The sequence below is a fragment of the Arthrobacter sp. D1-29 genome, assembly GCF_054130585.1.
The window spans coordinates 2834847-2854619 of record NZ_CP096383.1 but is presented as its reverse complement, the minus strand read 5'-3'; the positions used below and the strand labels follow the sequence as shown (position 1 = coordinate 2854619).

The 19773-nt window shown below is 63.6% G+C and carries 21 protein-coding genes and 1 tRNA gene; 10 read left to right on the top strand and 12 right to left on the bottom strand.

The features are described 5' to 3' along the window. Positions 1 to 68: 68 nt before the first annotated feature. Positions 69 to 1241 (bottom strand): site-2 protease family protein, encoded by a 1173-nt coding sequence (locus tag M1E17_RS12830; RefSeq protein WP_457962419.1) that lies wholly within the window; start codon positions 1239 to 1241, stop codon positions 69 to 71. Beyond that, on the bottom strand, positions 1228 to 1977 hold the full coding sequence (locus M1E17_RS12825; RefSeq protein ID WP_457962418.1) for an HAD family hydrolase: 750 nt from the start codon (positions 1975 to 1977) through the stop codon (positions 1228 to 1230). The genes M1E17_RS12830 and M1E17_RS12825 overlap by 14 nt, the downstream gene beginning before the upstream one ends. Positions 1978 to 2127: 150 nt before the next feature. Here M1E17_RS12825 and M1E17_RS12820 point away from each other — a divergent pair, with 150 nt between their 5' ends. Then, positions 2128 to 3033 carry a PAC2 family protein gene (locus tag M1E17_RS12820; protein ID WP_457962417.1) on the top strand — a complete coding sequence of 302 codons (906 nt, stop codon included), beginning with the start codon at positions 2128 to 2130 and terminating at the stop codon, positions 3031 to 3033. A 45-nt stretch (positions 3034 to 3078) separates the two neighbouring features. Here the strand turns inward: M1E17_RS12820 and mshC are convergent, their stop codons facing one another. Together mshC and M1E17_RS12810 are read right to left on the bottom strand one after the other, a co-directional pair. Then, complete coding sequence (mshC, locus tag M1E17_RS12815) at positions 3079 to 4362, bottom strand: cysteine--1-D-myo-inosityl 2-amino-2-deoxy-alpha-D-glucopyranoside ligase (protein WP_457962416.1); 1284 nt, start codon at positions 4360 to 4362, stop codon at positions 3079 to 3081. Positions 4363 to 4377: 15 nt separating this feature from the next. Then, positions 4378 to 5211, bottom strand: a complete 834-nt coding sequence (locus M1E17_RS12810; RefSeq protein ID WP_457962415.1) for an undecaprenyl-diphosphate phosphatase — start codon at positions 5209 to 5211, stop codon at positions 4378 to 4380. Positions 5212 to 5261: 50 nt separating this feature from the next. Here M1E17_RS12810 and M1E17_RS12805 point away from each other — a divergent pair, with 50 nt between their 5' ends. Then, positions 5262 to 6197 carry an aldo/keto reductase gene (locus M1E17_RS12805; protein ID WP_457962414.1) on the top strand — a complete coding sequence of 312 codons (936 nt, stop codon included), beginning with the start codon at positions 5262 to 5264 and terminating at the stop codon, positions 6195 to 6197. A gap of 49 nt (positions 6198 to 6246) precedes the next feature. Here the strand turns inward: M1E17_RS12805 and M1E17_RS12800 are convergent, their stop codons facing one another. Beyond that, entirely contained in the window at positions 6247 to 6513 is a 267-nt protein-coding gene (locus tag M1E17_RS12800) for a hypothetical protein (protein WP_457962413.1), read from the bottom strand. Positions 6514 to 6552: 39 nt separating this feature from the next. On the opposite strand from M1E17_RS12800, the gene M1E17_RS12795 reads away from it, so the two are divergent. Further along, on the top strand, positions 6553 to 6786 hold the full coding sequence (locus M1E17_RS12795; RefSeq protein WP_457962412.1) for a DUF5703 family protein: 234 nt from the start codon (positions 6553 to 6555) through the stop codon (positions 6784 to 6786). Between the two features lie 9 nt (positions 6787 to 6795). On the opposite strand, the gene M1E17_RS12790 is transcribed toward M1E17_RS12795, so the two are convergent. Beyond that, entirely contained in the window at positions 6796 to 7956 is a 1161-nt protein-coding gene (locus tag M1E17_RS12790) for an acyl-CoA dehydrogenase family protein (RefSeq protein WP_457962411.1), read from the bottom strand. A gap of 11 nt (positions 7957 to 7967) precedes the next feature. Next, entirely contained in the window at positions 7968 to 9272 is a 1305-nt protein-coding gene (locus M1E17_RS12785; RefSeq protein ID WP_457962410.1) for a M20/M25/M40 family metallo-hydrolase, read from the bottom strand. A gap of 174 nt (positions 9273 to 9446) precedes the next feature. Between M1E17_RS12785 and M1E17_RS12780 the strand changes: the two genes are divergently transcribed. Beyond that, a tRNA-Leu gene (locus M1E17_RS12780) sits at positions 9447 to 9529 on the top strand. Between the two features lie 206 nt (positions 9530 to 9735). Here M1E17_RS12780 and M1E17_RS12775 read toward each other — a convergent pair. Beyond that, a complete protein-coding gene (locus M1E17_RS12775) occupies positions 9736 to 10224 on the bottom strand; it encodes a DUF805 domain-containing protein (RefSeq protein WP_457962409.1) in 489 nt (162 codons plus the stop codon). Positions 10225 to 10360: 136 nt separating this feature from the next. Here M1E17_RS12775 and M1E17_RS12770 point away from each other — a divergent pair, with 136 nt between their 5' ends. After that, positions 10361 to 11254, top strand: a complete 894-nt coding sequence (locus M1E17_RS12770) for a ribonuclease Z (RefSeq protein ID WP_457962408.1) — start codon at positions 10361 to 10363, stop codon at positions 11252 to 11254. A 62-nt stretch (positions 11255 to 11316) separates the two neighbouring features. Here M1E17_RS12770 and M1E17_RS12765 read toward each other — a convergent pair whose 3' ends face one another. Continuing rightward, entirely contained in the window at positions 11317 to 11916 is a 600-nt protein-coding gene (locus M1E17_RS12765; protein ID WP_457967741.1) for an HNH endonuclease family protein, read from the bottom strand. Positions 11917 to 12389: 473 nt separating this feature from the next. Here M1E17_RS12765 and M1E17_RS12760 point away from each other — a divergent pair, with 473 nt between their 5' ends. Continuing rightward, a complete protein-coding gene (locus tag M1E17_RS12760; protein ID WP_267275158.1) occupies positions 12390 to 12692 on the top strand; it encodes a DUF4193 domain-containing protein in 303 nt (100 codons plus the stop codon). 92 nt (positions 12693 to 12784) lie between these two features. On the opposite strand, the gene M1E17_RS12755 is transcribed toward M1E17_RS12760, so the two are convergent. After that, positions 12785 to 13249, bottom strand: coding sequence for a GatB/YqeY domain-containing protein (locus M1E17_RS12755; RefSeq protein WP_457962407.1), 465 nt, complete (start codon positions 13247 to 13249; stop codon positions 12785 to 12787). A gap of 109 nt (positions 13250 to 13358) precedes the next feature. Between M1E17_RS12755 and M1E17_RS12750 the strand changes: the two genes are divergently transcribed. The 4 genes from M1E17_RS12750 to M1E17_RS12735 all read left to right on the top strand — a co-directional run bounded on the left by M1E17_RS12750 (position 13359) and on the right by M1E17_RS12735 (position 17511). Continuing rightward, entirely contained in the window at positions 13359 to 14102 is a 744-nt protein-coding gene (locus M1E17_RS12750; protein WP_457962406.1) for a M50 family metallopeptidase, read from the top strand. Positions 14103 to 14112: 10 nt separating this feature from the next. Beyond that, positions 14113 to 15222: a glutathione S-transferase family protein gene (locus tag M1E17_RS12745; RefSeq protein ID WP_457962405.1), complete on the top strand. Its 1110-nt coding sequence runs from the start codon at positions 14113 to 14115 to the stop codon at positions 15220 to 15222. Between the two features lie 34 nt (positions 15223 to 15256). After that, positions 15257 to 16366 carry a serine hydrolase domain-containing protein gene (locus M1E17_RS12740; RefSeq protein WP_457962404.1) on the top strand — a complete coding sequence of 370 codons (1110 nt, stop codon included), beginning with the start codon at positions 15257 to 15259 and terminating at the stop codon, positions 16364 to 16366. A gap of 80 nt (positions 16367 to 16446) precedes the next feature. Next, entirely contained in the window at positions 16447 to 17511 is a 1065-nt protein-coding gene (locus tag M1E17_RS12735) for an FUSC family protein (protein WP_457967740.1), read from the top strand. On the opposite strand, the gene M1E17_RS12730 is transcribed toward M1E17_RS12735, so the two are convergent. Together M1E17_RS12730 and M1E17_RS12725 are read right to left on the bottom strand one after the other, a co-directional pair. Beyond that, entirely contained in the window at positions 17508 to 18431 is a 924-nt protein-coding gene (locus M1E17_RS12730) for a MaoC family dehydratase (RefSeq protein ID WP_457962403.1), read from the bottom strand. The two genes, M1E17_RS12735 and M1E17_RS12730, sit on opposite strands and share 4 nt — an antisense overlap. Then, the gene (locus M1E17_RS12725; protein WP_457962402.1) at positions 18428 to 19768 is read right to left on the bottom strand and encodes a 3-oxoacyl-ACP reductase; all 1341 of its coding nucleotides are present in this window, start codon (positions 19766 to 19768) and stop codon (positions 18428 to 18430) included. The genes M1E17_RS12730 and M1E17_RS12725 overlap by 4 nt, the downstream gene beginning before the upstream one ends. Positions 19769 to 19773 lie beyond the last annotated feature (5 nt).

The window sequence follows — 19773 nt, the reverse complement described above, 5'->3', positions numbered from 1 at the left end:
CAGCCCGGTCCGGCACAGAGGCCCTCGTCGGCAACCGTGCAGCGGCAATGCACGACCGGCACGTAACTCTACCGGTTTTGGTCCTGCCGATGGCCATTGGGCCGGAGACCCTTGCCGGTGATGGCAGCCAGCACTGCGTTCTGCCGCAGGAGTCCGGTCACCGTCCCCCGGTGATCCACCACGGCATATTCGCGGCCCTCCAGCTGGGCGAGGTACTGGATGAGCTCCTGCCCCTTGGACCATTCGGGCACATAGGCGCCGGGAACCAGGGCATAGGACACGGCCGTCACTGGGGTGGTTCCTGCGGCGGCAGGGGGTACGGCAGAAACCGCCGAAGGGTCCACCACTCCCTGCGGCCGGCCGTCCGGGCCGCAGACAACAACTGCAGGGGTTCCGGCAGGTGAGAGCCGCAGGATTTCCGCCACTGTTGCAGAAGCAGGAATTCCGACGGCGGGTTCGGACAGCGCTGCAGCGCTCACCAGGTGGAGCCTGCCGCGCAGTGTCCCCTGCTGGATGGAGGCCGAAGCGCCCATCCAGAGGAATCCGGCGACGAGGATGGTAATCATTAGGAAGGTGAGGTCCGGCGGCTCACCGGCGAGCAGCGGCCTGGCAATAAACCAGTATCCCAGGGCGACCACAAGGACACGTCCGGCCCAGCCCGCGGCGACTGTGCCTTTTGCCTGGCTTCCCGTTGCCTTCCAGACCGCCGACTCGACCAGGCGCCCGCCGTCGAGCGGGAGTCCCGGCAGGACGTTGAAGATGCCGATCAGCAGGTTGGCCACCATAAAGATATTTGTCAGGATGTCCGCCACTCCGCCAAGGTCGGCCGAGGCACGGACCAGCCACGTCCCCCCGGCGAGCACGAAGTTGGCGGCCGGCCCGGCCAGTGCCACCAGCACGGAGCGCCCCGGGGTGGCCGTGAAGTTTTCGAACTGTGTGTGCCCGCCCCAAAGGTTCAGGACGATCTTCTGCGTGGGCCAGCCATAGATCTTGGCGGTCAGCGCATGAGCCAGTTCGTGGACGAGGACCGAGATCAGCAGAAGCACGGCGTAAGCAAAGGCCACCAAGTAGGCGGCGAAGCCCAGGGCGGGGTTCCTCGCCAGGAGCGCTGGTCCGAAGGCAACCACCGTGAAGGCCGCGATGATAAACCAGGAGTAGGCCAGAATGACGGGAATGCCCGCAATCCTGCCCAGCGGAATGCCCTCCCTGCGGGAGGGCGCTTTCGTTTTAGTCAAGTGCAAGGCTCCTCGAAGCGGTTGCCGGCATTGCCGACGTGCCGGCCTGCTGTTCGCCCCGGCGTGCAGCGATGGATTCCAGTTCGGCCACGGTGCGTCCCTCCAGTGATTCCCAGGTCACGTGCCGCGGGTCAGGCGGCAGCGGGACCATATGCGGAATGGCAACGGTGGCAACACCTGAGGCTACCGCCGCCGCAACGCCCGGTGCCGAGTCCTCCAGCGCCACACAGTGGTCCACGGTCAGGCCGGGATCATCCTGGCGCAGCAGTTCAACAGCCGTCAGGTACGCCTCAGGGTCCGGCTTGCCGCGGACCACACTGTCTCCGGTGACCAGGAATTCGAAGTACTGCCGGGGAAGACTGGAAACTATTTCGCGTGCCAGCGGGCCTTCAGACATGGTGACCAGGGCGCAGCGGATGCCGGCACTGTGGAGGTCATCCAGCAGTTCCCGTGCACCGGGGCGCCAAGGAACCTTGCGCCGCACATTGCGGATGACTTCGGCAGTCAGGGTGTCGATAATCTGCCGGATCTCCAGCCGGACACCGGCCTCCTGCAGAATGCCGGCGGAAAACGTCAGGGACTGCCCCACCAGCTGCATGGCCTGCTCGTGCGACCAGGTCCCGCCGTAAGCCTGGACCAGCGCGTGTTCGGCGGCGATCCAGTATGGTTCCGTGTCCACGATGGTGCCGTCCATGTCCCAAAGAACGGCTCTCAGCGGGGAAGGGGAGGCAGTGGATCGCATGGTTTCAGTCTACGGTGCCACCCTGAACGCCAGCTGCGGGCTACGCCCTTGGCGAATATGGGGCCTCCTGGAACCCTGACGCCGCGCCGGCTTGTTTTTTTGGCGGTTCATTCGATGCATCACCCAGCTTCTTGGACGTAGGGTGAAGAAATGAATAGCTTCGATGGAGACACCACCGAACCGGATGCCGTGGACGAGCCAGAGCGGTTCCTGCTGCCAGTGGCGGACGGAGAGCGGGTGACCGTGATGTTGGCCGCCTTTGAGGGCTGGAACGACGCCGGCGAGGCCGCGAGCGATTCACTTCGCTACCTCAATAAGCTCTGGGGCGGTAAGAAGGTTGCCTCCATCGACGCCGATGAATACTACGACTTCCAGTTCACCCGTCCAACGGTACGGCGGAACGCGGCAGGCGAACGCAAGATCAAATGGCCCTCCACCCGCATCTACAAGGCGAGTGCGCCCGGCTCCAACGTGGATGTCATCTTTGTGCAGGGAACTGAGCCCTCCTACAAATGGCGTGCCTACACAGCCGAGCTGCTGGTGCATGCGGAGGCGTTGAAGGTGGATTACGTGGTGCTGGTGGGAGCCCTGCTCGCGGACGTTCCCCACAGCAGGCCTATCCCCGTCAGCACCTCCTCCGACGACGGACCGCTCCGGGAGCGTCTGAACCTGGAGGCCTCCCAGTATGAAGGTCCGGTGGGGATTGTGGGCGTACTGTCCGAAGTCTCGCTGCTGGCAGGCATTCCTACCGTGTCGTTGTGGGCGGCCGTACCGCACTACGTAGCCCAGGCGCCGTCACCCAAGGCGCAGCTGGCCCTCCTGCACCGGATTGAGGAGTTGCTGCAGGTGCCTTTGGATACCCACGAACTGGCAGAGGAAGCCGACGCCTGGGAGCGGGGCGTTGATGAGCTCGCCACCGAGGACCCGGAAATCGCTGCTTACGTGCGCCAGTTGGAAGAGGCCAAGGATACCGCCGACCTTCCTGAGGCGAGCGGGGAGTCCATCGCACGGGAGTTTGAGCGGTACCTCAAACGCCGCGGCCAGGACCGGCCCTAAAGGGTTCCACCCGCAAAGGGGGCCCACCCGCCGAGAAGGAAAGCGTTAGAGCCGGACCCCGAGAAGTGCGTCAATCGCGTCGCTGGCAAGAGCCTGGTCATGCTGGCTGCCCGCGGTGTCTGAAGTGGTAGCCATCGCAGCCCATTTGTCCACGGCCGCCAGCGCCGCCGGGGCGTTCAAATCAGCGGCCATTGCCTCGCGCATCCCGGCAATAAGGCCAGCCGCAGATCCTGCGGGCGCGCTGGCAAGGGCGCCGCGCCAGGACTCCAGCCGTTCCTTCGCCTGGGCAAATCCGGACTCTGTCCAGGACCAGTCCGTACGGTAGTGGTGTGCCAGGATAGCCAGGCGGATGGCCGCGGGCTCCTCCCCTGCAGCCCGCAATGCGGAGACCAGGACCAGATTTCCCTTGGACTTGCTCATCTTTTCACCGTCAAGGCCCACCATTCCGGCGTGGGCAAAATGCTGGGCCAACGGCACCCCGGTCAGTGAATACGCGTGCCCTGCACCCATTTCATGATGGGGGAAGATCAGGTCAGAGCCTCCGCCCTGGACGGTGAAGGGGGCCGGGAGGTATTTCTGGGCGATGACCGTGCACTCAATGTGCCAGCCCGGCCTGCCCTGCCCAAGCTCGCCGCCGGGCCAGCTGGGCTCGCCGTCCCGTGCAACCCGCCAAAGGAGCGGATCAAGGGCCTGACGCTTGCCGGCCCGCCCGGGATCGCCGCCCCGTTCAGCAAAGAGCTCCAGCATCTCAGTTTCCGGCAGGCCCGAAATTGAGCCCAGGGTCCAGGCGTCCGGTTCATCGGAGACGGAATGCTTGCCGGCTGCCTCGACGTCGTAATACACATCGCCATCCGGTTCTCCCGCAGTGCCCGGCACGCGATAGGCAAGGCCCAGCCGGACAAGATGCTCGATCGCCGGGACGATGAGGGGAATGGATTCCACAGCCCCAACGTAGTTATCCGGTGCCAGCACGTTCAGCGCTTCCATGTCGGTCCGGAAGAGCTCCACCTGGCTGGCCGCAAGGTCCCTCCAGTCAACTCCCGTGGCTGTGGCCCGTTCCAGCAGGGGGTCGTCAACGTCGGTGACATTCTGGACGTACGAAACCCGCTGCCCGGCGTCGCGCCAGGCCCTGTTCAGCAGGTCAAAGGCCACGTAGCTGGCAGCATGCCCCATGTGCGTGGCGTCATAAGGCGTGATTCCACAGACATACATCGACTGGTCCCCGCCGTTGGGAAGCGTCACTTCAATGCCGCGGGCTGTGTCGAACAGCCGTATGGCGGACATTCTTCCGGGCAGTTCGGGAACAGGGCGGGATATCCAGGATTTCACACGCCAAGCCTAGTGCTAGGCGCTGATGACATTGAAACCGAGCAGCAGATACAGCGCCATCCCCAGGAAGATCCGGTACCAGACAAAGAGGCGGTAGCTGCGGGTGGAAACGAACTTCAGGAACCAGCCGATGATCACATAACCCACGGCAAACGCAATGACGGTGGCCATCGCCGTCTCCGGCAGCCCATAGGGTCCACTGATGCCCTCTTTGGTGACGGTCTTGTAGAGCTGGAACAGGCCGCTGCCGAATACAGCAGGAATGGCCAGAAGGAACGAGTACCGCGCCGCGGCTTCCCTGGTGTAGCCCATCAGCAGGCCGGCCGTGATGGTCCCTCCCGACCTCGAAACCCCGGGAATAAGCGCCATTGCCTGGGCAAATCCATAAAATACACCGTGCTTGTACGTCAGCCGGCTCAGCTCGCGTTCCTGCCGGCCCACCGCATCGGCCACCGCCAGGACCAGCCCGAAGACGATCAGTGTGGTGGCTACAATCCACAGGCTCCGCAGTACTGATTCGATCTGGTCCTGGAACAGAAGCCCCAGGACGATGATGGGCAGGCTTCCCAAAATAACGAGCCATCCCATCCGCGCATCCGGGTCCTGCCTGGACACTTTGCCGGTGAGTGCTCCGGCCCACGCCCTGAAGATCCTGACGATGTCATGCCGGAAGTAGACAAGGACGGCCGTTTCGGTCCCCAGCTGGGTTATGGCGGTAAAAGCGGCACCGGGATCGGCGGCGTTCGGCAGGAACTCCCCCACAATCCGCAGGTGCGCACTTGATGAAATCGGTAGAAATTCGGTCAGTCCCTGCACAAGGCCCAGCAGGGCCGCCTCAAACCAGTTCACGCTAAGACCCTACGTCATGGACCCTGATGATTCCCCGTAAGCTTGCTGCTATGCAGCAGCGTTATGTCGGCAACAGTGGATTGCGGGTCTCCGCCCTTACCCTGGGCACCATGTCCTGGGCAGGCGATACCGATGAACAGGACGCAACGGACCTGCTGCGCGCTTTCGTCAACGCCGGCGGCAAGCACATCGACACTGCAGCGTCCTATGCGGACGGCCGCGCAGAGGCGATGATCGGATCGCTGCTGGGGGACGTCGTCTCCAGGACCGAAGTCTCCATTTCCACCAAAGCCGGGATGTCGACGTCGGACGGCCGGCGGACGGTGGACACCTCACGGAACGCGATGCTGTCCGGGCTGGACGCCAGCCTGGCGAGGCTCGGGACCGATTACGTGGATATTTGGTTTGCGCAGGCGTGGGATGCCAACGTCCCGTTGGAGGAAACCCTCTCGGCCCTTGAATTCGCCCTGCGGAGCGGGCGGGCCAGGTATGCAGGCGTCTCAAACTTCAGCGGCTGGCAAACTGCCAAGGCCGCCGCCGTGGCCGGGTTTCCGCTGGTGGCCGCGCAGGCAGAATATTCGCTCCTTCAGCGGAAGGCGGAAGCAGAACTCATTCCCGCTGTGGAGGACGCAGGGCTGGGCCTGATGGCATGGGCCCCGCTGGGCCGGGGTGTCCTCACCGGCAAGTACCGGGGCAACATCCCCGGCGATTCCCGGGCCGCACACCCGGTCCTTGCGCCCTACGTTGAACCGTACCTGGCGGAAAAGCCGTCCCGGGTGGTGGAGGCGGTGGCCATGGCTGCCAAGGGATTGGGCCGCACACCGCTGGATGTCTCCCTCAGTTGGCTGCTTTCCCAGCACGGGGTTGCCACGGCGATGGTGGGCCCCCGGACGCCTGTCCAGCTTAAAGAGATCCTGGATGCCCAGCTGACACCATTGCCGCCGGAGATTTCCCGCGCCCTTGAGGACGTTTCAGAAACGTCCTGATCCTGCCACCGTCCTGATCCTGCCGGTATTTTGCTGCAACCGGCGGACGTTACTCCTCGACGATTTCCAGGTCCTCATCGTCGTCCAGGACGCTGTCTTCCTCTTCATCTTCCTCGTCGTCAAACACCTGCAGCGGCGTCACTTCGTTGTACGCCTCGTAGAGTGCGTCCTCGTAAACTTCGAAGGCATCCGCAACAGCAAAAAAAGCTGCTTCCACCGTGGGGTCGCCATCGCCGCGCCGGTTGGAGGCTGCGATAAGGTGTTCTTCCAAGGCAGCTGTCAAGGACTGAAGCGCGACACGCGGATCGATGCTCATGACTTCACGTTAGCTGGAAATGGACGAGAATGGAGAGCAATGAAGGAACAATTTCTCACCAGCTCCGTCCACCGGGAACGGGACTATTTGAGGCAGTACGAGTACCTCGTACTGACGGTAAGCCCTGACGATTCACTGCGTGAGGCGCGTCGCCGGCTCGTGGAGCACTCCGAGTACGGCAAGTGGGAACTGGAACGCAGCAAGCTCTACCTCGGTGGCGGACGCCGCTTTTGGCTCCGGCGCAGGGTCATGCAGGTCCAACGGACTGTCTAGGCCCAACCGTCATTGTTCCAGGGGGCCGAGCCAGGCATTCGCCACTGTATTGTGCGCTGATTCGTCATCAGAGGGGTGGAACATCCCGGCCAGTACGTCGCGGTACAGGCGCTCCAGTTCGCTGCCTTGGAAGTAACTTGAGCCTCCGCTGACCCTGATGGCAAGGTCAACCACCCGGCGGGCGGTCTCTGTGGCATTGATTTTCAATCCGACGAGCCTGGGGAACCACTGCGGACCGTGGTCCACAACGCCGTCAACATCACGCGTCACCATCAGGAGCTGGGGGTAGAGATTGTCCATGGCCATGGCCGCCTCTGCCACTTTCCAGCGGATGTCAGGATCCTGGGCGTAGCTCCGGCCACCGTTCTTGAAGGAGGTGCGGCGCTTGACGGCCTCCACGGCCAGGTGCAGGGCGCGCTCCCCAAGACCGGTGTACACGGCGGCGAGGAGTGATTCAAAGCAGGCGAAAATGGCGAAGATCAACGGGTCCGCATTCGGCCCCACGGGGAGCCTGCGGAAAATCCGGTCGGCGGGGACTTCGGCGGCGTTCAGCACTGTTGTGTTGGACTGGCTGGCCCGCATCCCCAGCGTGTTCCAGTCGTCCAGGATTGTGTAGCCCGGGGTCTCGCGGGTGATGAAACCGTGAATCAGTTCCCCCTCTCCGCCCCTCGCGCCTTCATCCTTTCCGAAGATCCCCAGCCTGGTCCATGCCGGGGAAAGGCTCGTGAAGATCTTTGACCCGGTGAAGCTGTAGCCGCCGCCGGACAGTGGCGTGGCAACTGTCCGCGAATCGAAGAGGACTGAATCGTTGCCTGCTTCGGAATTGCCGAAGGCAAAGATTTCGCCGTTCGCGGCCTCCTTGAGGACGAAGTCCAGGGACTGGTCGCCTCTCCCGGCCAGGACGTACGCGACGCCGGTCCACACCAAATGCATGTTGACCGCGAGGGCAGTGGCGGGCGCAGCCGTTGCCAGCCTTCGCTGGCACTGCGCCGCCGCTTCAAGCCCCAACCCGGCACCGCCGTCGGCTGCAGGGACAAAGAGCTTGAGGTACCCGGCTGCGGCCAGCTCCGCCAGATCCTCGTGGAAAAAGGCGTTATCCCGGTCATAGCCGGCTGCCCGGCCGCGGATGCGCTCCAGCAGCGCCTCGGGAAGGATTTCTTCCGGCGTCATACGTGGCCTGCTCAGTAGTTCGTGAGGAGGGTGTTAAGCACCCGGGCGCCGAATTTGAGCGAATCGGCAGGGACACGCTCGTCCACCCCGTGGAACATCCCGGTGAAGTCCAGGTCATCGGGCAGCTGCAGCGGCGCGAAACCGTAGCCGGTGATCCCCAGCCTGCTCAGGGATTTGTTGTCCGTTCCACCGGAGAGTGTGTACGGGAGGACCTTGGCACCGGGATCCTCGGAGTGCAGGGCGTCGATCATGGAATCCACGAGGTTGCCCGCGAAGGGGACCTCCAGGGAGACGTCCGAGTGGACATAGCTGACATCGACGCCGGCTCCGGCGAGGTCGCGCACGATCTCTAGAACGTGTTCCTGCTGTCCCGGCAGGGTTCGGCAGTCCACCAGGGCCTCCGCCGACTCGGGAATGACATTGTGCTTGTAGCCCCCCTTCAGGAGGGTGGGGTTGGTGGTGTTTTGCAGGGTGGCACCGACGAACCGTGCCACCGTTCCGAGTTGGTTCAACAGGAGATCCGGATTGTCGGCGTCGAACTCGACTCCTGTGAGTTCAGTGACGCCGTCCAGGAACTGGCGCGTGGTGGGGGTCAGCTCAATTGGCCACTTGTACTCCCCGATGCGGGTCACCGCTGCCGCCAGCCGTGTGATGGCATTGTCCGTGCTGATCTGGGACCCGTGCCCCGCGCGTCCGTGGGCCACCAGGCGCAGCCAGGAAATACCCTTCTCGGCGGTCTGCAGCAGGTACGTGCGCTGTCCGCCAATGGTTGCCGAGAAGCCGCCCACTTCGGAGATGGCTTCGGTGGCGCCCTCAAAGAGCTCGGGGCGCTTGTCCACGGCGTAGCGGGCCCCGTACTCGCCGCCGGCTTCCTCATCGGCAAAAAAGGCGAAAACTATGTCCCTCTTCGGCTTTCGCCCTGTGCGCGCCAAGCCCCGCATGACCGAGAGGATCATGGCGTCCATGTCCTTCATGTCCACCGCACCCCTGCCCCAGATCAGGCCGTCCCTGAGCTCGGCGCCGAAAGGGTCCACCGACCACTGGTCCCTTAGTGCCGGAACAACGTCCAGGTGCCCGTGCACCACCAGTGCGCTTGCAGACGGATCTTCGCCGGCCATCCGCGTAACCACATTGGCGCGGCCGGGAGCGGATTCGAAGATATCAGCAGTCAGGCCCACTTCTTCGATCAATGCAGCGGTATATTCCGCCGCTGCCCGCTCCCCCGGCCCTGAGCCGTCGCCATAGTTTGAAGTATCTATCCGGATGAGGTCCTGGCAGATCCCTACAACTTCATCCTCGGGACGGACGTCAGACATCGATTTCTCCTCTTGCGGGGGAACGGCTGCTAAGAACCAGGGCGACTCGCTTGCCATCAGCCTACCCACTCGCCCCGATTCCATCTTTCCGTAGAGTTCGTGTTAGAGTTTTTCTCGCTGCTTCGGAGAAAAGCGAACCGCTGAAAGGCGGAAACGTTGTCCGAAATACCACCTGCGCGGGTGGCGGAATGGCAGACGCGCTAGCTTGAGGTGCTAGTCCTCGAAAGGGGGTGGGGGTTCAAGTCCCCCTCCGCGCACAGAAGGGAAAACCCCTGGAATCCACTGATTCCAGGGGCTTTTTCGTGTACCCGCACTCTGGCGGCATTCACTCTCAGGGGTGATGTTGATCACGTTCTGGGGTTAGGCAACTTCTCCCCCGCAACAGAAGAACCCGCGGTGCAGATGACAGCGGGTTCTTCTGTTTGGTCGGTTACGTTCAACTGACCTCATGACGGCATTGGTACTACATGCTGCCAGGCTGGTCGAACCGCTGGCCTTCAGGCTTGGAAGCCAGGATGGTCATCACGAGCAAGGCAATTGCGCCCAGGAACGGAACGAGCACCACGAGGATCAGCCATCCGCTGAGGTTCACGTCGTGCAGGCGGCGGGCGGTCAGCGCCAAGGACGGAACGATGGTGGCCAGGCCCCAGATTACCAAGATGATGTAGACAGGAACTGCTCCTGCCCCCGGGACGGCCGTCCCGTCTGCCGTAACGGTCGCTCCGGCAGCCCCCATAATGCCCGCGACGATCTGCAGGATGATGCTGACACCGACGGAGACGAGAGTCCACCACCAGTACTCGCTGCGGCTGGCACGGCCGGAGAACGTTGCGTACTTCTTGAAGAAGCGCTTCACAGCTACCGGCAACGGCGCACCGTAGTAGGGTGCCCAAAGCGGCGGCTCGCCGGCCTGCAGGAATGGCTGTTGCTGTTGTTGTTGCGGATAACTCAAGGTATTTCCCCCGGGATGTAAGAGTGATGAGACGTCCCAATACTAGGACCAACAGGGCCCCAAATGTACTTTCGATGGAGAAAGTTCATCCAGTGACCACCTGCCGCAGGTCCAGCCGCGTGGCACACTCAGTTTCATGCGTGAATTCGTTGTCCTGGGAACTGCCTCGCAGGTCCCCACCCGGTCCCGAAACCACAACGGCTATTTCCTGTTGTGGGACGGCGAAGGATTCCTCTTCGACCCTGGTGAGGGATCGCAGCGCCAGATGATGTTTGCCGGTGTTTCGGCCCACCAGGTCAACCGGATCTGCCTGACCCATGTCCACGGCGACCATTGCCTTGGGCTTCCCGGCGTGCTTTCCCGGATGGTCCTGGACGGCGTGAAACATACCGTGCACCTGCATTTTCCGGCTTCAGGCGGGGACGCAGTTCGGGCCCTCGTTTCCCTTGCTCCACCGAGCCTTGATCTCCGGTTACACCCGCATGCCGGCAGCAGCACCGTGGCCCCCGGGTTGGAGATACGCCCGTTGAACCACAGGATCGAAACATACGGGTACCGGCTGGTGGAGCCGGATGGGCATACGCTGCTCGCTGAACGACTCGAAAAGGCAGGGATCAGCGGGCCCGACGTCGGCCGCCTGCAGCGCGAGGGCAGCCTCGGTTCCGTACATATCAAGGATGTGAGTGTGCCGCGGCGGGGCCAACGTTTCGCCTTCGTGATGGATACGGCACCCTGTGCCGGCGCTGAAGAACTTGCCGAAGGCGCCGACTTGCTCGTGGCAGAGTCCACGTTCAGTGACGCCGACGTTGACCTGGCCACGCAGTACCGGCACCTCACCGCCGGGCAGGCCGGCGCGTTGGCGGCCGCTGGCCGCGTCCGCACTCTGGTTCTGACCCACTTCTCCGCCCGCTACCCAGACGTTGGCTTACTGGCGGAACAGGCCAGGGCGCGTGCCGGGGAAGCAACAGTAGTGATTGCCAACGACCTTGACCGGATTGCTTTTCCGAAGCGGCAAAACCCGGCGGGTTGAAAGGTCGCCTGCAAGAGGAGGGATAAAGGGAGCCTGACGGCCTAGGCTTTGGCGCAGACAGCCTATTGGCAGGTGTTCAGGATTCCGGCGATGGCGTCATGTTCGGGCTGGGTGACCCACAACTTGTACTTGGCCTTGACTGCCGTCTGGCGGGCAACGTACTCACAGCGAAACGATTTGTTGGACGGCAGCCACGTGGCGGCGTCCTTGTCGGATTTGGACATGTTTGCCGGGCCGTCCGCTGCCATAAGGTTAAGGGGATCGTTGGCAAATTGTTTTCGTTCTTCTTCGCTGATTTGCTGGGCACCGGTCTGCCATGCCAGCGACAGCGGGACAAGATGGTCGATCTGGACCTCGGAACTGGTGTCGGCTCCCCGGATGAACGTAATCGTCTTGCCTGTGTATTTGTCGGGAAGCGTGCCTGTCAGCACAACGCAGTTGTGGGTCCCGTCCTTAAATGTCTCCTCGACGAGGTCACGGGCCAGGATGTCGTTGCGGGTGTCGCAGCCGTTCCGGTCCACGTCCGCCCAGGCAGGACCAAACTCGCCCCGGCTGTAGCCGGTCTTGGGTGCACGGCCTTTAATGGGGATTGTCTCCAATTGGGCCAGCGCGGCTGCGGCGTCGCCGGCCTTCGCCTCAGTCCCTGCGTGGGCGGTTCCCATCGTTGAGGCGGGTTCGCAACCGGTCAGGCCGCCGGTCAGCAGGGCTGCAACGAACAGGGACAAGGCTTTTACGGGGAAGCTGGAGATCGTCGTGTCCTTTAAAGGTGTGGCCGGAAGGCTTATGGTGTGGCCGGAACGAACAGGTTACCTGCCGGGCCTGCCTGGCCCGGGCAACCCAGGCATGGCGTCGGTCACATGGGCGCCACTTCCGATCCCGTCGCGGAAAGCCTGCCATTCCCTGCACGCGCAAACTATTGCCACGCCCGACTCCTGTCCGTCACAATTGGGCTGCCCCTCGCACGCTTCGCGTCTTAAGACCCGGAATTTCGGCCCCCCACCGTGCCATTGGTCACAAAAGCGCCGCCCGGACGTGCCTTTGTGCAATTCATCGTCGCTGCCTATTGGGGAATACCAGCCTGATGCTGTACGTTGCATACGCGACAGACAGAACCAAAGAAAAGAGAAACACCTAAGTGGCAACCGATTACGACGAACTCCGCTCCGACGTCAAGGAATCGCAGGACAACTCGCTGGAGGCGCTTCAGTCTGCCAATGCACCGGACGCACGCAGCGTCGTCCTCGAACTCGATGAGGCCGATGGGCTGGATGGCGCCGGCGTTCCGGGCGGCGAATTTGTCGCCGAGGAACTGGTCGTCCAGGTCATTCCCCAGGCTGACGACGAGTTCACCTGCTACTCCTGCTTCCTGGTCCGGCACCGGTCCCAGATTGCACGGCAAAAAGATGGACACAGCTACTGCACCGACTGCGAAGGCTGATTCCGGACCTCCGGAGCCCACTGCCGGCATAAACCGCCGGCGCCCGCACGATTCGATGAGGCACGCCCACTGACGTGGACGTGCCTTTCGTCTTAGGTGAGGCGGCTGCGGACGATTTCGCTGACGGCCTTGCCATCGAAGCGCCCTGCAACCTTGGCGGTAACGGGTTTCATAACGGCGCCCATCTGGCGCATGGTGGGCGTTTGCCCTTCGGCTGTGAGCTGGGCGATGGTTTCGTCCACGATGGCTTCCACTTCCGCTGGTGTCAGGGTCTGCGGAAGATAGGCCTCAATGACCTCAGCTTCAGCGATCTCGGCTGCTGCCCGTTCGGGTTCGCCAGCCTCAGAGTAGATCCTGGCGGTGTCACGGCGCTTGGCCGCTTCCTTTTGCAGCAGCGACGTTACCTGGGCGTCGTCGAGCACTACGGGTGTCTTGCCTGATTTTTCGCGCGTTTCGATCTCGCCTAGGACGTTTCGCACCGTTGTCAGGGCGGTCTTGTTACGGTCCTTCATGTGCGCAACTACGTCAGCATGCAGGCGTTCCTTCAAAGTGGTCACGATGTTCCTCGAGTAGCAGGGCACCCCATCGGGCAGGGCGGCGGCGAACCGTCCCTCTAGTACCGTAGAGGTCTATGGCTGACAATGACTATTCCCCGCACTGCAGGGCATGACCTCCTTCCCTGGGCAACTGTGGCAACGCATCGTTGAAGCCTTCAGCCGCACCGACATCCCTCAGGTTTCCCTCCTCGAGTTGTCGTTGGTGCTGTTGATGGCCATTGCGCTGTCTGTCCCGCGGGTCACGTGGAGGTACTTTGGCCTTTTGGCCACCGCCACCCATGAGCTGGGCCACGCCTTCGCGGCGGTTGTCAGCGGCCAAAGACTGGGAGGGATCCGGCTCAGCCTGGACCACTCGGGAACCACCATCAGCTACAGCCGTGGCCGGCTGGCCACTGTCTGGTCCGGTTTTTGGGGCTATCCGGTTCCGGCGATGACAGGTGCCGCGCTGGTTTCCGCAGGTTTTGCCGGCTGGGGCCCCGCGGCACTGGCGACCGGCACCCTGATCCTGCTGGCATCGCTGCTGTTTATACGTAATATGGCAGGCATCCTGATCACCGCCGGGGCTGTCGCAGGCGGTGCCGCGCTCATCTTTTTTGTACCGCATGCGTTCACCGGCCATGTGGCGGTCATCCTCGGGCTCGCCCTGTTGGTGGCAGCAGTCCGGGACCTGCTGAAGCTTTCCCAGGTGCATCTGCGGCGCAGGGAGCGTCTGGCAAGTTCGGATGCTTACCTGCTGTACCGCGCCACGTCGGTGCCTTCCTTTATCTGGATTACCCTTTTTACGGCGATTGTGGCGGGGTCCTGGCTGGTTGCCTGGCAGCCCATCTCCACAATCCTTGCAGCCGGCACCTAGGCTTAACGCCATGGGCAAGGAAACGCAAGCCGCGCCAGCGGCAACAGGAACAGCTGCAAAAGGAACGGCCGGATCAGCCGGCCACAGCACGAAGGGTGCCTATGTCGCGGACGGCGCCGAATTCAATCGGGACACCAACTACATTGAGGACCGGATCACCCGCGATGGTTCTCCTGGCAGCAACGGCGAGCCGGGCTGGCCGGTGGAAGCCGGACGTTACCGGCTGATCGCCGCAAGGGCATGTCCATGGGCGAACAGGGCAGTTATTGTCCGGCGGCTCCTTGGCCTTGAGGAGGCGATCTCCCTGGGCCAGCCGGGACCCACCCACGACGCCCGGTCCTGGACTTTTGACCTTGACCCGGGTGGCGTGGACCCCGTGCTGGTGATTGAGCGGCTTCAAAGTGCGTATTTCACCAGGTTCCCCGAGTATCCACGGGGCATCACCGTTCCGGCCATCGTGGATGTTGCCAGCGGTGCGGTGGTAACCAACAATTTTCCCCAGATCACCCTGGACTTCTCCACTGAGTGGACCGAATTCCATCGGCCGGGCGCCCCCCGGCTTTATCCTGAGGAGCTTCGGCCCGAAATTGACGAAGTCAACGAACGCGTCTTTACCGAGGTGAACAACGGAGTCTACCGCTGCGGTTTCGCGGGTTCGCAGGAGGCCTACGACGCCGCCTACGCGCGGCTTTGGACAGCACTGGACTGGCTTGAAGAGCGCCTGGCCACGCAGCGTTACCTGGTGGGAGAGACCATCACGGAGGCTGACGTGCGGCTGTTCACTACCCTGGCCAGGTTCGACGCCGTGTACCACGGCCATTTCAAATGCAACCGGCAGAAACTCAGCGAGATGCCCGCCCTGTGGGCATACGCGCGTGACCTGTTCCAGACTCCGGGCTTTGGCGACACCATCGATTTTGTCCAGATCAAGCAGCACTACTACATCGTCCACGAGGACATCAATCCCACCGGGATCGTCCCGCACGGCCCCGACCTGACGGGCTGGCTCAAGCCCCATGGCAGGGAGTCACTGGGTGGGCGCCCGTTTGGCGACGGTACTCCCCCGGGACCCGTCCGACCCGGCGAAGAGGTCGCTGCGGGGCACGGCGCAACAGCTTGACCGGGAAACGCTTTCTGCCCCCTAAGCTATGAGCATGCAGATTTCTCACGGCTATGCCGCGCCCGCGTATGAGGACGTCCTGGATCTTTTCGGGTCCTTCCTGGCTGACGACCCGCTGTACAGCGCCCAGGTTGCGGCGTACCGGAACGGCATCAAAGTGCTCGACCTGGCAGGCGGCCCGGAGATCACTGCAGATACCCTGACAGGCGCCTACTCCTGTTCCAAGGGCGTGGCTGCCGTGGTGGTGTCGCTGCTGGTCCAGGACGGGCTGCTGGATCTGGACCGCGCGGTGGCCCACTACTGGCCGGAGTTCGGGGTTCACGGAAAGGACCGGCTCCTGGTGCGGGAGGCCCTGTCACACCAGGCCGGCCTGATGGGAGTTGAAGGCGGCTTTGCCCTGGACGAATTCACTACTCAGGAGGCCGCCGCCCGTTTGGCTGCGGCCCAACCGGCATGGACCCCTGGAAGCTGCTTTGGCTACCATGCCCTGACCATCGGGATCCTGATGGAGGAACTGTGCAGGCGGGTGGCCGGGGACACCCTGCAAAGCCTTTATGACCGCCGCGTCAGGAAGCCTTACGGCGTGGACTTCTTTCTGGGACTGCCCGAGGAGTTGGAGGGGCGCTACCGGGACGTGCTTTACGACGCCGACGCCCGGCAGCCGTGGGTGGATCCCTTCAGTCTGGAAGGACTGAACGGCAACGCCCCGGTCAGCACCGTCATGGAGCTCCCCAACCACCGCACCATCCGGGCTGCCGGCATGAGCGCGGCCGGTGGGGTCGGATCTGCCGAAGGCATGGCCCGGCTCTACGCTGCAGCCACCACGGGCGTGGAAGGGGATCCACCCCTGCTTACCGCCGAGACGATCAGTGTGATGACCCAGGAACAGGTCTGGGGCCTGGACCGTTCTTCAGGACTGGACAATGCTTTTGCCGTGGTCTTTATGAAACCGCATCCCTCACGGAATTTCGGAAGCCACCGTGCCTTTGGCCATGAAGGCGCCAATGCCGCGTTGGGCTTTGCCGACCCCGCCTACGGACTTGGCTTTGGTTATATTCCCCGGCGTGCGGAGGATGGGCGCACCCCCGGCAAGGCGCACCGGCTGGCTGCGGCGGTCCGGCAGGCTGCATCCGCCTTGTCCTAGCCCGTCTCCAGCCCTAGTGTGGGGCGGTGGATAATTCGAAAGTCCAGACGGCGGCCAGGTGGACCACGGGTACCCGTCTCTTGAAGAACGCAGCGGCCGGACTGTCGGCGGCCTTTACAGCACAGCGACTGCAGCTTGCCGCCAAGGCCGCGATCGCTGCCGGCCTCGCTTTTCTCGTCGCTCCCCTCATGCCCGGGGCGGCGGCGAACTACCCCTACTACGCGCCGCTGGGGGCTCTGGTGGCGATGTATCACAACGTGGCTGGCTCGGTGAAGCAGGGCCTGCAAACCCTGATCGGCTTAGCCATGGGAATCGGGCTGGCTTTTCTCCTGGTCAACATTACTGACCCTTCGCCGATTGCGGTGGCCATTTTCATGGGTATTGGAGTGTTGCTGGGCGGCCTTCCCCGCATCGGATCCGGCAGCGACTGGATTCCGACGGCGGCCCTGCTGGTGCTGCTGGTGGGCGGCAGCAATCCTGACGACTTTTCCTTCGGATACCTGCTCCAGATGGGCGCCGGAGTGGCCGTGGGCATTGCCGTCAACTTCCTGGTCTTTCCACCCCTGCATTTTGACGCTGCGGCGGCAAGCCTCGACGAACTCCGCGCCGCCCTGGGCAAGCAGTTGACTGACATGGGGGCGGCGCTTACGGAAAGCTGGCCGCCGGAACACGAGGACTGGTCCCGACGCTCGGATGAGCTGGCCTCAGCTGCCCGGGCCGTCCGCCACCTGGTCCGGGAGGCTGACATGAGCCGGCGGGCCAATCCGCGCCGAAAGCTGCATCCCCGCGACGTGGACCTTGACTACCGCAACCTGCGCGAACTTGAGCGTGTGACGTTCCATATCCAGGACATGACCGATGTCCTGTCCGACGTGATCTGGGAGGAGGACGCGCCCTATGCAGTTCCCCCGGAGGACAGCGGTCCCCTGGCCGATGCGCTGACAGCCACAGGCACGTTGCTCTCCTCGTTCCGTGACGGCGATCCGGACCTCCAGGCCGAGCGGTTTGCGGCCGCGGAATCGGCGGTGGAGGCATGTGTGGAGGCGACACCCGGAAATGCCCCGGAGACCGGCACCGTGCCCGCCTCCGAGTCCATCCTCCTGAGCCTTCACAGGATTCTCCGGGCCGTGCGTCCGGCGTCTTAGAGCCCGGCCACGGTGCCGGTGAAGTGCCGGCGGCCTGACCGCCGGTTCCAGCCTACGAACTCCGACCGTTTCCATGCCCCGTCAGCAGCCTCCACAGAAGTGATGTGTAGTCCGACGCGGCCCGGCAGGAACACCGGCGCCTCAAACGCAATGCTCCAGATGAAGGCATCGCCCTTGACTGCTCCGACGTCGGCGAGTGCCCTTGAGGCAAGGTACATTCCGTGGGCGATGGAGCGGCGCAGTCCCAATGCCTTAGCCGAGAGGAGGCTGAGGTGGATGGGATTAAAGTCGCCGGAAACGGCAGCATAGGATCGCCCGGTGTCCACGCCCAGGTGCCAAAGCGCCGTGGGGTCCGGTGGCGTGAATTCCTCAAGGACCCTGGACGGGGACGGCTTGTCGATGCCCGGGAGGAACACACCCTTGGCCAGGTACGTGGAGACACCCGTCCAGCGGACCTCGGACGTGCCTGTGCCCCGCACCTCCGCTACCACATCCAGCTGTGTCCCGGCGCGGTGCCCCCGCAGGTTCTCCACCCTTGCCGTGATGTCCAGCGGTTCAGTGAACGTCAGCGGGGAACGCTGCTCCACGTAGTTGCTCAGATGGATCATGCCCAGGACGGGCAGCGGGAAGTCGTCCCGGTTCATAACGCTAATGGCAAGAGGGAAGGTGAGGGCATGGATGTAGCCGGCGGGCAGGACGTCGCTGGCGGTTTCCCCGATGAGGTGCTGGTAAGCGGTGAGGTTGCCGACGTCGGCCCTGACGCCGCGCACTTCATGGCTGGCGTCCGGGAGGCTGGAGCCGTTGTTTGTGCCCAGTACGCGGCGGCGGGCCGCCTGGGCAGCCGCGTTCACGTAAAGCTTGGACAGCGATGGCATCTCGCCAAGGATGACCGGCTGTGGCGCTGGCTGAGCCGTGGTCATGCCCCCACCATGTGCTGTCCGCAGACCCGCAGGACGTCCCCGTTGATGCCCCCTGCTGCATCACTGGCGAGGAAGGCGATGGCCTCGGCGACGTCGGCCGGCTCCCCGCCTTGCTGGAGGGAGTTGAGCCGCCGGCCCAGTTCCCTCATGGCGAGGGGGATCCGGGCAGTCATTTCCGTTTCGATGAAGCCTGGCGCAACGGCGTTGATGGTGCCTCCTTTGGCTGCCATGAGCGGGGCGGTGGCACGAACCATCCCCATGACCCCGCCCTTGGAAGCAGCATAGTTCGTCTGGCCCCTGTTCCCCGCTATTCCGCTGGTGGACGCCACTGACACGATCCTGGGTGAACCGCTGAAGCTGTCCGAGTCGAGCAACGCCTCATTGATCCGGAGCTGGGCGGCGATGTTGACGTTGATCACCGAACTCCAGCGGGCATGATCCATGTTGGCCAGCAGTTTGTCCCTGGTAATGCCTGCGTTGTGGACCACAATGTCCAAGTGACCGTGGCGTTGCACGGCGTGATCGATAATCCGCTGGCCGGCGTCGTCCCTGCTGATGTCCAGCTGAAGGGCAGTGCCACGGACCTCGTTGGCCACCGTTGCCAGATGGTCACCCGCTGCCGGTATGTCAACCAGGACCAGGGTGGCGCCGTCCCGGTGGAGGATCCTGGCGATGGCAGCGCCTATCCCACGCGCTGCACCGGTGACCACGGCGACCTTGCCGGCCAGTGGCCTTTCAACGTCGGCAGGGAGTTGCCCCGCCGGCGTCGTAACGGTCAGGAACTGGCCATCCACAAAGGCCGAGCGGCCGGAGAGGAAAAACCTCAGCGCAGCCACGCTGCTGGGGCTGGCAGCTGGTGTCTCGCCGGCGAGCAGGATCCCGTTGGCCGTGGCACCGGCACGGAGCTCCTTTGCGAGCGAACGCAGGAAACCGTCTACCCCCTGCCGCGCCGCGGCTTCGGAAGGTGTTCCGGCCTCATGGGCGGGCCGCGAGATGGTGATGAAGCGGGCGCTTGAACCGAGATCCCGCAGCGAGGACGCTGCTGCCAGGACTGGTTTTTCGAGATCACCGGGCCGGGACACGTCGTCCAGGACAAGAATGATGGCACCAAGCTTTTCGCGGGGCACCGCGTGGCGCCGGACATCCAGGTCCCAGGAGAGCAGGGTGGCCGCCAACTCGTCGGCGCCGTGTGTTGTCCCCTGAACCAGGATGGGCCCGGTGATGAGCGGCTGGCCCGGCTGGTACCTGCGCAGCAGCGCCGGCTGGGGCAGGCCAAGCTTCCGGGCGACCTTCCTGCCCGGTCCGTGGCTCACGAGTTGGGTGTATGTGTCTGTCATCCGGT

Coding starts and splice junctions, on each gene's coding strand:
- M1E17_RS12825 (WP_457962418.1), bottom strand. CDS start 1,977: ATGCGATCCACTGCCTCCCCTTCCCCGCTGAGAGCCGTTCTTTGGGAC.
- M1E17_RS12725 (WP_457962402.1), bottom strand. CDS start 19,768: ATGACAGACACATACACCCAACTCGTGAGCCACGGACCGGGCAGGAAG.
- M1E17_RS12820 (WP_457962417.1), top strand. CDS start 2,128: ATGAATAGCTTCGATGGAGACACCACCGAACCGGATGCCGTGGACGAG.
- M1E17_RS12785 (WP_457962410.1), bottom strand. CDS start 9,272: ATGTCTGACGTCCGTCCCGAGGATGAAGTTGTAGGGATCTGCCAGGAC.
- M1E17_RS12750 (WP_457962406.1), top strand. CDS start 13,359: ATGACCTCCTTCCCTGGGCAACTGTGGCAACGCATCGTTGAAGCCTTC.
- M1E17_RS12770 (WP_457962408.1), top strand. CDS start 10,361: ATGCGTGAATTCGTTGTCCTGGGAACTGCCTCGCAGGTCCCCACCCGG.
- M1E17_RS12795 (WP_457962412.1), top strand. CDS start 6,553: ATGAAGGAACAATTTCTCACCAGCTCCGTCCACCGGGAACGGGACTAT.
- M1E17_RS12765 (WP_457967741.1), bottom strand. CDS start 11,916: ATGGGAACCGCCCACGCAGGGACTGAGGCGAAGGCCGGCGACGCCGCA.
- M1E17_RS12730 (WP_457962403.1), bottom strand. CDS start 18,431: ATGACCACGGCTCAGCCAGCGCCACAGCCGGTCATCCTTGGCGAGATG.
- M1E17_RS12805 (WP_457962414.1), top strand. CDS start 5,262: ATGCAGCAGCGTTATGTCGGCAACAGTGGATTGCGGGTCTCCGCCCTT.
- M1E17_RS12800 (WP_457962413.1), bottom strand. CDS start 6,513: ATGAGCATCGATCCGCGTGTCGCGCTTCAGTCCTTGACAGCTGCCTTG.
- M1E17_RS12745 (WP_457962405.1), top strand. CDS start 14,113: ATGGGCAAGGAAACGCAAGCCGCGCCAGCGGCAACAGGAACAGCTGCA.
- M1E17_RS12790 (WP_457962411.1), bottom strand. CDS start 7,956: ATGACGCCGGAAGAAATCCTTCCCGAGGCGCTGCTGGAGCGCATCCGC.
- M1E17_RS12740 (WP_457962404.1), top strand. CDS start 15,257: ATGCAGATTTCTCACGGCTATGCCGCGCCCGCGTATGAGGACGTCCTG.